The following is a 13,029-nucleotide window of genomic DNA, read 5'->3' as shown; positions in this document are numbered from 1 at the left end:
CGTTCCGGTTGGCGAACCGGCAGGGCAGGGCCCTGCACGGTCGCCGGTGCTGCCTGCGGCGATTACTTGCCGAAGTCGTACTTGGCCTGGACGTACACGGCACGGCCGTACGCGTTGTACAGGCCGGTGTTGTACGGCGCACCCGAGGTGCCCAGGTAGCTGTAGGCCTGGCCGTCGGGCATCTTGTTGAACACGTTGTTGACCATCAGCGAAAGCGTCAGGTCGTCCTGTGCGCGATAGTTCACGCTCAGGTTGTACGTGGTGTACGAGCCCCACTTGCCTGCGGCCTTGCCCGATGCCGGGTGGACGTAGTCATAGCCATTGATGCCGGCCAGGTAGTTCGGGGTCTTGCCGATGTAGTTCGCGTACAGCGTGGTGGTGAACTTGTCGACCGACCAGCCCACGGACGCATCGCTGCGGACCTTGGCGAAGTTGTCGTAGTTCCACATCGCGATCGGGTTGCCCAGCAGATCCTGGAACTCCTCGCCCGGCTGCGACTGCACTTCACGCTTGAGCATGTTGGTGTAGTTGGCCGAGAACTGCAGCGAGCCGAAGCGGCCGATGTCCTGCAGATACTTGAAGCCGACCGTCACGGCCTGCAGGTTCTGGCGAGCCACGTTCATCTTCGGGGTGTACAGGCTGCTCAGGTTGCCGGCGGCGTCGCGCACGACCCAGTCGGCCACGTTCTGGCAGCTGGCCGAAGAGCCGTTGGGCAGGCCGTTGCGGCAGTAGTACTCGGCCAGCAGCAGCTGGTCGGTGCTGGCCGTATCGACTTCGTTCTCGATCTTCCAGTTGTAGTAGTCGGCCGAGATGGAGAGGTTCGGCATCGGTGCCCAGACCACGCCTGCATTCCAGACGTCGGCCGTGATCGGCTCCAGGTCCGGGTTGCCCGCGCGCTCGGAGTACACCGAGACGTTGTCGTGGTAACGGCAGTCGGCGGTGTTGCCCGGTGCATAGCCCAGGGTGCCGCAACGGTAGTAGTCGGTCGAGTTGGCCGCGTAGTACCCGCTCTTGCCCTGGAAGGCATCGGACAGGGTCGGTGCGCGGAACGCCGTGCCGTACTTGCCGCGGAACAGCAGGCTGTCGATCGGGCGGTATTCCAGACCCAGGCTGTAGGTGGCCTTGTCGACGGTGTTGTCGGCGATCTTGAACGCGTCATAGCGACCCGAAGCGGTCACCGTGACCTGCTCCAGCACCGGCATGCGCAGTTCGGAGGTCACCGCATAATTGCTGCGGTGGCCATTGCCGGCCACGGCCGAGGAGCCCCACACCTGGCCGTCCAGCAGGCGCTGGTCGGGCGAGTAATCCCAGCCTTCGCTGCCACCTTCGACCACGACCGCGAAGCCGGCGTCACCGCCCGGCAGCGAGAACAGCGAGCCATTGGTGATCTGCACGCGGCCCAGGTTCTGCCAGGTACGGCTGCGGTTGGTCGCGTAGCCGGTGAAGCTGGCGAAATCTTCCGGCGAGATCGGCGAGTAGAACGCGTCGTAGTTCGGGTTGTAGATGCCCCAGCCGTCGGCCGTGGTGCCCAGCTGCGGGCCCAGCACGTGTTCGGCGAAGTAGTTGTTGATCGGGTCCTTCCAACGCATGAACTTGTTCTCGGTGAGCTTGTACTCACCGCGCGTGAAGCTGGCGCTGTAGTCCCAGTTGCCGGCCATGCCCTTCGCGCCCAGGGTCACCTGGTAGGAGCGGCTCTCGTCACTGTTGAGAACGTCGTTGTAGCCCTGGCCACCGATGTCTTCCGGGGCGAACGCGCGCTGCAGGTTCACCACCTTGCCCGAGGACTGGTCGTAGAAGCCGCCCATCCCGCTCTTGGTGCCCCACCACAGGTAGCTCGAGCCGGAGGTGTACTCGGTCTTTTCCTTGCTGTAGAGCACGTCGGCGAACAGCTGCAGGTTGTCGTTGACGTCGAAGGTCATCGCCGAATAGAACTGGCCGCTGTCCTTGCCGTTCTTCAGCGTCTTGTAGCCGGCGCCGAAGTAGGTGCCGCACGACTGGCCGGTCGGGCGATTGCCCAGCACCGTGGTGCCACCGAACTGGCCGGCCACGTTGGCGCAGTTGTTCGGGTCCATCATGTACAGGCGGTTGGTATCGGCGTCGATGACGGCGAAATCATTGCTCGGCAGCTGCGCGGTGTAGCCGTTGGCATTGGTGGTGCGGGTCAGGTCGCGCTGGTAGCCCCAGATCGGGTTGCTCGACTCGATCTGCACGTTGACCAGTGCGTTGAAGCGGTCATCGAACGCGCTGAAACCATGCGCGCCGCTGAAGCGCACGCTGTTGCCGCCGCCTTCGGTGTAGGTGCCACCACGGACGGAGATGCTGCCGCCGTCCATGCGTTCCTTGAGGATGATGTTGACCACGCCGGCGATGGCGTCCGAACCGTACAGCGACGACTGGCCTCCCGGCAGGACTTCAATGCGCTCGACGATGTCGATCGGAATGCCGCTGATGTTGTTGAACGTATCGCCGCCGTTGTACAGCGCCGGGTACGACATCATCGGACGGCCGTTGATCAGGTACTTGGTGTAGCCCGGATTCAGGCCGAACATGCCCGAGGCTTCCGCGCCCTGGGTGAAGGACGCCGAGGTCTGGCCGCCCTGGAGGCCGCCGGTGGTCAGCGAGGACTGCTGCAGGACTTCGGCCACGCTGGTGAAGCCGCGGGTCTGGATGTCCTGCGCGGTGATGGACATCACCGGGGTCTGGGTTTCGATATCGGTCTGCGGAATCAGCGAGCCGGTGACGGTGACTTTGTCCAACGTCGTGGCTTTATCCTGTGCCATGGCCGGAGCGGCTGCAGTGGCGATCAGGGCGGAGAACAATGCAGCGGCGAGCGTGTTGCGACGTGCGGTGGTGCTGTAATTCATTGATAGTCCATAGAACAAAACAGAAAAGCACTGACGCCAATGATTCCCTCCCGAAACGCGCGGAAAACGCTCAACGTAGTGCGTTTCGACCGTAACATGAACTTAACGAAAATTGCATGGTTTCGTAGCAACTGGGATTCTCAGTCAGGTGCAGTCAAGGTTGTATAGTGTTGCGTCCCCTTGTTGTGTTTCCGGAGTGCCCGCAGTGAGTGCCAGCCAGACGCGTCGTCCCCACGCCAGCCAAGTGCAGAAGGGGTTGTCACCGCATCCGCGCGTGCGCAACGTGATCGCGGTGGGGTCAGGCAAAGGCGGGGTCGGCAAGTCCACCACCGCGGTCAACCTGGCTGTCGCACTTGCCGCGCTCGGCGCGCGCGTGGGCCTGCTGGATGCCGATATCTACGGCCCCAGCGTACCGGCAATGCTCGGCCTGAGCGGTCGCCCGGAGAGCCCGGACAACAAGTCGATCGAACCGATGCGCGCGTTCGGGGTTGAGACCATGTCGATCGGGTACCTGATCGAGGACGAGACGCCGATGATCTGGCGCGGCCCGATGGCGACCTCGGCGATGACGCAGTTCTTCAACGATACGTTGTGGGACGACCTGGACTACCTGCTGATCGATCTGCCGCCGGGCACGGGCGACATCCAGCTGACGTTGACCCAGAAGATCCCGCTGGCCGGGGCGGTGATCGTCACCACCCCGCAGGACATCGCCACGCTGGATGCGAAGAAGGCGCTGAAGATGTTCGAGAAGGTGGAAGTGCCGGTGCTGGGTATCGTCGAGAACATGGCCGTGCATACCTGCAGCAACTGCGGCCAGGTCGAGCATCTGTTCGGCGAGGGCGGCGGCGAGCGCATGGCCGCCCAGTACGGGGTGCCGCTGCTGGGGTCGCTGCCGCTGGAGATCGGCATCCGCGAGCAGGGCGATGCCGGTACGCCGATCACCGCCGCCGCGCCGGCGTCTTCTGCGGCCCAGGCCTATCTGCGCGCGGCCGAGCGGCTGATCGAGGAAGTGGCCAAGCGGCCGCGGGCCAGCATTCCGATCCTGTCGTCGCTGATCTGAGCGCGAAAACCTCCCCCGTATCCTCCAGGCCCGGCCCCGCCGGGCCTGTTCGTTTCCAGGCCCCAATGGCCAGGCAGTTGCCGCGACGGCGTCGACGCTGGTCGCGGCCGGGGCCGCTGTTTAGAATCGACACCCGGGCGCCCATTGGCGGTGCCGTTGTTCCTTCCGCACCCAGGACCCCCCATGAGCATCAAGAGTGACCGCTGGATCCGTCAGATGGCCGAGCAGCACGGCATGATCGAGCCGTTCGAAGCTGGCCAGGTCAAGCAGGCCAACGGCCAGCGCATCGTCAGCTACGGCACCTCCAGCTACGGCTACGACGTCCGTTGCTCGCGCGAGTTCAAGGTGTTCACCAACATCAACTCCACCATCGTGGACCCGAAGCACTTCGACCCGGGCAGCTTCGTGGACATCGTGGGTGATGAGTGCATCATCCCGCCCAACAGCTTCGCGCTGGCGCGCACCGTGGAGTACTTCCGCATCCCGCGCGACACGCTCGTGGTCTGCCTGGGCAAGAGCACCTACGCGCGCTGCGGCATCATCGTCAACGTGACCCCGCTGGAGCCGGAATGGGAAGGCCACGTGACCCTGGAATTCAGCAATACCACGCCGCTGCCGGCGCGCATCTACGCCAATGAAGGCGTGGCGCAGATGCTGTTCTTCCAGGCCGACAAGGACGACATCTGCGAGACCTCGTACAAGGATCGCGGCGGAAAGTACCAGGGCCAGACCGGCGTCACCCTGCCGCGTACCTGATGATCACGCGGGTGGCGCGGCGCACCTGATCGATCCCCGGGCGTGCTGCCGCGTCCGCGCCTGGTAGAGCCGACCGTTGGTCGGCTGCTTCTGTGGTTACCGTTACCCATCAAGGGGCGACCACAGAAAAAGCGCGGAGTACTCCGCGCTTTTTTTGTGGCTTGGTCCGACGTGCGGCGTGGTGACCAAAAGCAGCGGACCGAACAGCAGCGGACCAACGGTCCGCTCTACTTGCCGCGGCCGAACAGCAGGCCGATGCCCACCGCTACCAGCACGACCGGCCACCAGGTGAGGATCAGCTTCCCCATGTTCATGTTGGTCCAGCCGAGATTGCTGGCCAGCAGGAACAGGCCGACGAGGATCAGGACAATGGCGGCGACAAGGTTGGAGCGCATCAGGGGCAGGGTCCGCTAGGGCTGGGGCGAATATCCTAGCCGTTCCTTCCAGAGTGCGACACGCTCGGCCAGCACCTGTGGATCAAAATGGTGTGCCTGCCCCTGGCCCCAGACCGGGCCCGGCCATGCCGGATCGCCGACATGGCGCCCGATCACATGGAAATGCAGCTGGCGCACGATGTTGCCCAGCGAGCCGATGTTGATCTTCTCGACCCCATCGGTGCCTTTGAGCGCCTTGCACGCCCGGTTCAACTCGGTCCGCAGCTTGTCCTGCTGCTCGCCATCCAGGTCGATCCATTCGGTCACGCCACTCAGGCGTGGCACCAGGATCAGCCAGGGATACCTTTCATCGTTCATCAATCGCACTTGCGATAACGGCCCTTCTGCTACCAGTACGCTGTCGGTGGCCAGGCGTGAATCCAGTTCGAACTCGCTCATCCAAGATGCTCCGCAAAGAAGTCCAGGGTGCGTTCCAGCGCCAGGTGGGCGCTGTCTGGATCATACGCATGTCCGACGCTGCGGTTGAAGGCGTGATCGGCCGGGTAGACGAAGGTGGCCATCTGCGGCAGCTTCTCGCGGTGGGCTTTGATCGCCTCCGGGGGGATGCTCTTGTCCTGCGCGCCGAAGTGGAACATGACCGGCGCCTTGGGCGTCTCGTCCAGGTATTTCACGTTGCGGGCCCCGTAATAGCTGACCGAGGGCAGGCCCAGGCGCAGCGCGGAGAGCAGGGCGATGCTGCCGCCCCAGCAGTAGCCGACGGTGCCGACCTTGCCGGCCGGAGCCAGCCGCGAGGCGGCCGCCCGCACGATCTCCAGCGCCTTTTCGACCCCGAGCTCGTCGACCATGGCCAGGCCGGCGGCCACGCCATCGCTGTCGTAAGGCAGCTCCGGCGGTTCGGTGCTGTCCGGGGCCGACTCGGCCAGATCGAAGAACGACGGGGCCAGTACGGCATAGCCCTTGGCGGCGTAATCGTCGGCCACTGCGCGGATGTGCGGGTTGGCGCCGAAGATCTCCTGGATCACTACCAGGCCCCCGCGCGGCTTGCCTTCCGGCGTCGCCTGCCAGGCGCGGACCGGTCCGTAATGCGTATCGAGTGTGATCCACTCACCCATGGTGCGAGACTCCCGTTGGTTCAGGCATTCATTATCGGCCCCGCGCCGGTTAGCGCGATGTCAGGGGGCATGCCGGATCTGGCGGGATCAACCCGATCCGGTTCAGGGGCGTGGGCTGAACGCCGGTATACTTGCCGCCGTTTCCGGCCCCAGGTCCCCCACGCCATTCCGGCATGGGCCCAGGCCCCCAGAGTCCTTGCGATCCATGTCCCAGCTGAACCCCAAAGTCGGCTTCGTCAGCCTTGGCTGCCCGAAGGCCCTTGTCGATTCCGAGCGCATCCTCACCCAGCTGCGGTCCGAGGGCTACGACATCGTTCCCTCCTACGACGCGGCCGACGTGGTGGTGGTCAACACCTGCGGCTTCATCGATTCGGCCGTGACCGAGTCGCTGGATGCGATCGGCGAGGCGATGAACGCGAACGGCAAGGTGATCGTCACCGGCTGTCTGGGCAAGCGCCCGGAGCAGATCCGCGAGGCCTACCCGAACGTGCTGGCGGTGTCGGGCCCGCAGGACTACATGAGCGTGATGGAGGCCGTGCACGCCGCGCTGCCGCCCAAGCACGATCCCTTCGTGGATCTGGTGCCTGATTACGGCATCAAGCTGACCCCCCGCCATTACGCGTATCTGAAGATTTCCGAAGGCTGCAACCACAAGTGCAGCTTCTGCATCATCCCCTCGATGCGCGGGAAGCTGGTCTCGCGCCCGGTCGATGAGGTGCTGCGCGAAGCAGAGCGGCTGGTGCGGGGGGGCGTCAAGGAACTGCTGGTGGTCTCCCAGGACACCTCGGCCTATGGCGTGGATGTGAAGTACGCCGAGCGCATGTGGCGCGACAAGGCCTACCAGACCCGCTTGAAGGCGCTGTGCGAAGGCCTGTCCGAGCTGGATGCGTGGACCCGCATGCACTACGTGTACCCGTACCCGCACGTGGACGAGATCGTGCCGCTGATGGCCGAAAACCGGATCCTGCCGTACCTGGATATTCCGTTCCAGCACGCCAGCCCGCGCATCCTGAAGCTGATGAAGCGCCCGGGGGCGGTCGACAAGACCCTGGAGCGCGTGCAGCGCTGGCGTCAGCTGTGCCCGGATATCACCGTGCGCTCGACCTTCATCGTCGGCTTCCCGGGCGAGACCGATGCCGAGTTCGAGGAGCTGCTGAGCTTCCTGGACGAGGCGCAGCTGGACCGCGTGGGCGCGTTCGCCTATTCGCCGGTCACCGGCGCGACCGCCAACGATCTGCCCGGTGCGGTGCCCGAAGAAGTGAAGCAGGAACGTCTGGCACGCTTCATGGAGCGCCAGGCGGAGATCTCCGCCGCGCGCCTGGAAGCCAAGATCGGCACCGTGCAGCAGTGCCTGGTCGATGCCATCGAAGACGGCATCGCGGTGGCCCGTTCCAAGGCCGATGCGCCGGAGATCGACGGTCTGGTGCATATCCAGAACGCGGAAGAAGCCAAGCTGCGCGTGGGTCAGTTCGTCGATGTGGAGATCACCGAGAGCGACGACCACGATCTGTTCGGTGACGCGATCCTCGCCACCGAAGCGCGCAAGCCCTTCGATCTGCAGGTGCTGTGATCGCAGTGGTGACGGCTGCCGATATCGGTGGTCGTCGCCGTTTCATCGCGCCGCCGCGTGAGGCGGTGGATGCGGCCTGCTTCGCGCAGCCGATCTACGCCGGGCTGAGCGACATGCAGGACCTGATGGTGGCGCCGAGCTGGCCCACCATCGCAGCGCTCGATGCACGCCTCGCGTTGCCAGACAAGCATCTGGCCGAGCAGGACGAGGCATTGCTGGCCGACGGCCTGCACTATGAAACGCGCATCGCCGGGCGCGGCCAGATCGCCACGCGTGCGGACAACTGGCATGACCTGTTCAATGCCCTGGTCTGGGCGCGTTACCCCACCATCAAGCGCGCGCTCAACCGGCAGCAATGCCGGCACATCGCGGCGATGGCGCCAGGGCAGCGCAACCGCGCGCAGGCCGCGTTGACCCAATTCGACGAGAGCGGCGTGATCGTGCGTGTGCGCGAACCGGCGCTGCTGCGCGCGTGGGACCAGCATGATTGGCAGGCGCTGCTCTGGGATGGGGCAGGGCGGTGGCGACGGGGCGACATTGCCGTCGCGGCGGTGATCGGGCATGCGCTGCTGGAGCAGGCCTTGGTGCCGGAGCGCCTGCTGGTCGGCAAGTGCGTGGTGGTACAGAGTGATGATGATGCCACTGCGGTCGCGGCAGTGGCGCAGGCCATCACGGACGGCGCGCTGCTCAATGACCCCCTGGAGTTGCGGCCATTGCCGTTGGCGGGGATTCCCGGGTGGCACGCGCGGCAGGAGGCGGCCTTCTATGCGCGGGCCGACTACTTCCGACCGTTGCGCCCGGGGCGCGTGTATCCCGCAACGCTGGGGTGATCCGGCAGTGGCGCCATCCCCGCGGGTTGCCGGCGTCACGTGTAGATCCACGCCATGCGTGGATGCACCCTGTCAGCCGGGGTACGCCACGGACAGAATCGCGAACCCATGGCGGCCGCTGGGCAGCTCCACCTCGAACTCATCGTCCACGCGTTTTTTCAGCAGCGCGCGCGCCAACGGCGAATCGATGCTGATCCAGCCCGCACCGGCGTCGGTCTCGTCCGGGCCGACGATGCGATACACGTGGATGTCGCCCGAGTCGACGTTCTCCAGCTCGATCGTCGCGCCGAAGAACACCGCGTTCGGATCGGTCGGCGCGGTATCGACAATGCGCAGCGCCTCCAGTCGCTTGGTCAGGTAGCGTACGCGCCGATCGATCTCACCGAGCTGCTTCTTGCGGTAGGTGTACTCGGCATTCTCGGACCGGTCGCCTTCCGCAGCAGCGGCGGCCAGTGCCTTCACCACTTCCGGGCGCTTGTGCCGCCACAGCTCATCCAGTTCGGTCTTCAACCGCTGGTGGCCCTGTGCGGTGATCAGGGCCGTGCTTTTTTCCGCGGGGGGACGCCAACGCGACATCAGGTCTGCTTGTGCTCGTCAAAAGGTGCCGCGCCACAGGGCGCGACACGAAGTATCAGCGCTTTCCGCCGAAAATACCGCCCAGCAGGCCACGCACGATCTGGTTGCCCAGCTTGGTGCCGACGGTACGGGTGGTCTGCTTGGCCATGGTTTCGATCATGCCCTGGCGGCGCTTGGTGCCGAAGATCGCGTCCTTGATGCTCTGGCCAAAGCCGCCCTCCTGCGCTTCATCCTGCTGGCGGGTGCGGGCTTTGGGCGCATCGGCCTGCTCGACCGCCTTCTGCGCGCGCTGCGCCAGCCGTTCCGCCGCCGATTCGCGATTGATCGCGGTGTCGTAGCGGGTGCCGACCGGGCTGCCGGCGCGCACCTGCGCACGTTCGGCCTCGGTGATCGCGCCCATCCGGCAACGCGGTGGCGCGATCTGGGTCTGCTGCACAGGCGAGGGGATACCCTTGTCCTGCAGCGTGGACACCAGCGCTTCACCGGTACCCAGCTTGGCCAGCGTGGCGGCCACATCCAGCTTCGGGTTGGGCACGAAGGTTTCGGCGGCGACCTTCACTGCTTTCTGGTCGCGCGGCGTGAACGCACGCAGCGCATGCTGCACGCGGTTGCCGAGCTGGCCGAGAATGTTGGCCGGCACGTCATCCGGGAACTGTGAGCAGAAGTAGACGCCCACGCCCTTGGAGCGGATCAGCCGGACCACCTGCTCGATGCGCTGCACCAGCGCCGGCGGTGCGTCATCGAACAGCAGGTGCGCCTCATCGAAGATGAAGACCAGCTTCGGCTTCTCCAGATCGCCCACTTCCGGCAGCGTTTCGAACAGCTCCGAGAGCAGCCACAGCAGGAAGGTGGAATACAGCCGCGGCTTGAGCACAAGCTGGTCGGCGGCGAGGATGCCGATCACGCCGCGGCCATCGTGGTTGACGCGCATCAGGTCGGCCAGCTCCAGTGCAGGCTCGCCGAAGAACGCTTCGCCACCGTCCTGTGACAGGCGCAGCAGCGAGCGCTGGATCGCCGCCACCGTCTGCGCACTGACCAGGCCGTATTCGGTGGAGATGTCCTTGCGCTCCTCGGCGACCAGGCCGAGCAGGGCGCGCAGATCGTCCAGGTCGAGCAGCAGCAGGCCGCGGTCGTCGGCGAGCTTGAACACGATGTCCAACACGCCGGCCTGGGTGTCGTTGAGTTCCAGGATGCGCGCGAGCAGGGTCGGGCCCATCTCGCTCACTGTGGTGCGCACGGGGTGGCCGAGCTTGCCGTACAGGTCCCAGAAGATGGTCGGGCTGGCGGCGGGCGCGTAATCGGCCACGCCGAGATCGGTCGCGCGCTGCAGCAGCGCCTCGGTCCCGGCACCGGGCACGGCCAAGCCCGACACGTCACCCTTCACATCAGCCAGGAACACCGGTACGCCGATCCGCGAGAAGCCCTCGGCCAGCGTCATCAGGGTGACGGTCTTGCCGGTGCCGGTCGCGCCGGCCACCAGGCCGTGGCGGTTGCCCAGCCGCGGCAACAGGGTCACGGGGATATCGTCGGTGATGCCTTTGCCGAGCAGAATCGGATCCATGGTCAACTCGCAGTGTGAATAGGCGGGATTCTAAACGTCGGCGTTGGCCGGCCGGCAGACGGGTTGCCCAGATGCAAGCGGCGCGGCTACTCTGCCCCATCGTTCGCACACAGTGCCAAAAATGCCCGTTCCTGTCTTGCTTGTCCGTGGTTGGCCGCTGTTGGCCGTTGCCGCGATGCTGTCGATCGTCCCCGAGGCCCATGCCCAGCGCGTCTCCGCCCGCGACAAGGCCAAGGTGGAGGCGCTCGACCAGCGCATGACAGCCGCCGAAAAGCGCTACAACGCGGCGCTGGTGCTGGTGAACAATGCCGACCCGAAAGGCACCAACGAGGCCGACGCCGCGCTGGAGGACATGGAGGATGTGATCAGCGCCTGTGTGGCCCAGAAGGGCTGCCAGGTCAGCAACCTGCTGCCGACCTACAAGCGCCTGCTCAAGAGCAACGCCGACAGCCAGCAGGACAGCGAGGACGGCACGGCCATCGCCGACGGCACCTTGCTGGAGGCCGACCCGGACCATGTCGGCCCGCTGGCCGCCGATGTGCCGGAAGCCGCCCGCGCTGCAGCGCTGCTCAACGACAAGCGGCACGCCTTCGACACCATGGTCGAGTACAACCCGGCCGTGCAGGCCGGCATCCGCCGCTGGTTGACCGACATGCGCCCGGCGCTGCTCACCAGTTACGAGAACTACCAGAACCTGCGTGCGGTGATGTGGCCGGAGTGGGAAAAGCGCGGCCTGCCCGAAGCGCTGCTGTTCGGGATCATGGCCAAGGAATCCAACGGCCGCGTGCACGCCTCTTCGCGTGCCGGCGCCGCCGGGCTGATGCAGTTCATGCCCGCCACCGGGCGTCGCTTTGGTCTCGGCCCGGACGGCACCGGCTTTGATACGCGCTTTGATGCCCGCAGCGCGGCCGAGGCCAGCGCGACCTACCTCAACGAACGTATGCGTGAGCTCAACAACAGTGTCGAGCTGTCGCTGGCCGGTTACAACGGCGGTGAGGGCCGTGCCATCCGCGTGTTCCGCCAGTACCCGGGGCAGGGCTTCTGGACCGACAGCGTCTACAACCAGTTCCCGGGCGAGACAAAGGACTACGTGCCGATGGTGATCGCCGCGGCGTGGATCTATCTGCACCCGCAGCAGTACGGCGTGGAATTCCCGAAGATCAGCGCGCAGCCGGCGACCATCCGCCTGGCCAAGTCGACCACGATCTACGAGCTGACCATCTGCCTGGGCAGCACCGGTACCCGTGACGGCTACATGCGCGCGCTGCGCAACCTCAACCCGCGCTATGAGGCCGACGGCTGGATTCCGGCCGGCACCATCATCAACGCGACCACCCGCATCGCGGGCCTGTACAACCGGTTCTGCGTCAGCGGCCCGCGCGCCGATCTGGCCCGCACCCTCATCACCGCCGACCTCAATGCGGCGATCGTGCGGCCTACGGCGGTCAGCTACACCGGCAACGTGGCGGTGGGCAGCGTGGTCCCGGTCGCCCAGGCGCAGGCCATGCCCGCGGTGACCCCGGCCGCGCCGGTAGCCGTCCCGGCCGCCAAGCCCAAGGCCAAGCCGGCCCGCAGCTACAAGGTGGGCAAGGGCGAGACGCTGGGCAGGATCGCGGCCAAGTTCCAGTGCGATGTGCCGACCCTGGCACGGGCCAATGGCCTCAAGGCGCCGGCCTATTCGCTCAGGCAGGGCCAGAGCATCAAGCTGCAGGGCTGCGACAAGTAAGCCATAACCGGGTAGGCTCGCCGGCATCACGCCTGTGGCCGCCCGGCCCAGCACATCCATCGCAGCGTCGGCCACGTGCCGGCGCTCACCGCAACACGCATACAGGACACCCAGATGGATATCACCGCAATCAACGAGATGTTCGCCAACATCCGTGAAAACACCGATTGGGACCTCAACGGCCCGATGCTGTGGGGCTACTTCTTCGTCAACACCACCCCGGAGCCGTTGCACGGCCTGGGCGAGAAGCTGGTCGAACTGGGGTACACCCTGGTGGAAGTGTTCGAACCGGACCTTGAAGAAGGCGAAGACCCGTACCACGTGCTGCACGTGGAGCGCGCCGAGGTGCACACCGAAGCCTCGCTGGATGCCCGCAACCATGAGCTGCAGGCCCTGGCCGAAGCGAACGGCGTGGAAGACTACGACGGCATGGACGTCGGCCCGGTCGAGATCTGATCGCAGCGGAACATCTCACACAAAAAAACGCCCCGGTTTCCCGGGGCGTTTTTTTATGGGCGTGAGCCCCAGGTAGTGCCGGCCGCTGGCCGGCTCCCCGTACTGCCTGCGATGCCGGTC

Annotated in this window: 12 protein-coding genes; 6 read left to right on the top strand and 6 right to left on the bottom strand. The window is 65.7% G+C overall.

The annotated features are described in order from the left end of the window. Positions 1-62: 62 nt before the first annotated feature. Complete coding sequence (locus ABE422_RS09160; protein WP_121038505.1) at positions 63-2,864, bottom strand: TonB-dependent receptor; 2,802 nt, start codon at positions 2,862-2,864, stop codon at positions 63-65. A 205-nt stretch (positions 2,865-3,069) separates the two neighbouring features. Here ABE422_RS09160 and apbC point away from each other — a divergent pair, with 205 nt between their 5' ends. Both apbC and dcd read left to right on the top strand, forming a co-directional pair. Further along, positions 3,070-3,927: an iron-sulfur cluster carrier protein ApbC gene (gene apbC, locus ABE422_RS09155; protein WP_313219000.1), complete on the top strand. Its 858-nt coding sequence runs from the start codon at positions 3,070-3,072 to the stop codon at positions 3,925-3,927. Between the two features lie 183 nt (positions 3,928-4,110). Continuing rightward, positions 4,111-4,683 (top strand): dCTP deaminase, encoded by a 573-nt coding sequence (gene dcd / locus ABE422_RS09150; protein WP_019182646.1) that lies wholly within the window; start codon positions 4,111-4,113, stop codon positions 4,681-4,683. A gap of 227 nt (positions 4,684-4,910) precedes the next feature. Here dcd and ABE422_RS09145 read toward each other — a convergent pair whose 3' ends face one another. From ABE422_RS09145 to ABE422_RS09135, 3 genes are read right to left on the bottom strand one after another with little or no spacing between them, the layout of a single operon-like run. Then, entirely contained in the window at positions 4,911-5,078 is a 168-nt protein-coding gene (locus tag ABE422_RS09145; RefSeq protein WP_019182647.1) for a DUF5668 domain-containing protein, read from the bottom strand. A 15-nt stretch (positions 5,079-5,093) separates the two neighbouring features. Then, entirely contained in the window at positions 5,094-5,516 is a 423-nt protein-coding gene (locus tag ABE422_RS09140; RefSeq protein WP_313208942.1) for an HIT family protein, read from the bottom strand. Then, positions 5,513-6,190 carry a dienelactone hydrolase family protein gene (locus ABE422_RS09135; protein ID WP_346481488.1) on the bottom strand — a complete coding sequence of 226 codons (678 nt, stop codon included), beginning with the start codon at positions 6,188-6,190 and terminating at the stop codon, positions 5,513-5,515. The genes ABE422_RS09140 and ABE422_RS09135 overlap by 4 nt, the downstream gene beginning before the upstream one ends. 205 nt (positions 6,191-6,395) lie before the next feature. Here ABE422_RS09135 and rimO point away from each other — a divergent pair, with 205 nt between their 5' ends. Together rimO and ABE422_RS09125 are read left to right on the top strand one after the other, a co-directional pair. Continuing rightward, positions 6,396-7,760 carry a 30S ribosomal protein S12 methylthiotransferase RimO gene (gene rimO / locus ABE422_RS09130; RefSeq protein WP_313208944.1) on the top strand — a complete coding sequence of 455 codons (1,365 nt, stop codon included), beginning with the start codon at positions 6,396-6,398 and terminating at the stop codon, positions 7,758-7,760. Then, on the top strand, positions 7,757-8,590 hold the full coding sequence (locus tag ABE422_RS09125) for a DUF3025 domain-containing protein (RefSeq protein ID WP_346482852.1): 834 nt from the start codon (positions 7,757-7,759) through the stop codon (positions 8,588-8,590). Before rimO ends, ABE422_RS09125 begins: the two co-directional genes overlap by 4 nt. A gap of 72 nt (positions 8,591-8,662) precedes the next feature. Here ABE422_RS09125 and greB read toward each other — a convergent pair whose 3' ends face one another. Further along, a complete protein-coding gene (greB, locus tag ABE422_RS09120; RefSeq protein ID WP_121038490.1) occupies positions 8,663-9,166 on the bottom strand; it encodes a transcription elongation factor GreB in 504 nt (167 codons plus the stop codon). Between the two features lie 55 nt (positions 9,167-9,221). Then, complete coding sequence (locus tag ABE422_RS09115) at positions 9,222-10,727, bottom strand: helicase HerA-like domain-containing protein (RefSeq protein WP_313208946.1); 1,506 nt, start codon at positions 10,725-10,727, stop codon at positions 9,222-9,224. Between the two features lie 121 nt (positions 10,728-10,848). Between ABE422_RS09115 and ABE422_RS09110 the strand changes: the two genes are divergently transcribed. Both ABE422_RS09110 and ABE422_RS09105 read left to right on the top strand, forming a co-directional pair. After that, positions 10,849-12,453, top strand: coding sequence for a transglycosylase SLT domain-containing protein (locus ABE422_RS09110; protein WP_313208947.1), 1,605 nt, complete (start codon positions 10,849-10,851; stop codon positions 12,451-12,453). Between the two features lie 114 nt (positions 12,454-12,567). Beyond that, on the top strand, positions 12,568-12,909 hold the full coding sequence (locus tag ABE422_RS09105; protein ID WP_121038480.1) for a ribonuclease E inhibitor RraB: 342 nt from the start codon (positions 12,568-12,570) through the stop codon (positions 12,907-12,909). Positions 12,910-13,029: the final 120 nt, after the last annotated feature.

Source organism: Stenotrophomonas sp. TWI1151 (assembly GCF_039673135.1).
In the GTDB taxonomy this organism is placed as follows: Bacteria; Pseudomonadota; Gammaproteobacteria; order Xanthomonadales; family Xanthomonadaceae; genus Stenotrophomonas.
The sequence above is the reverse complement of the archived record's forward strand: the minus strand, read 5'-3'. Positions and strand labels throughout refer to the sequence as shown.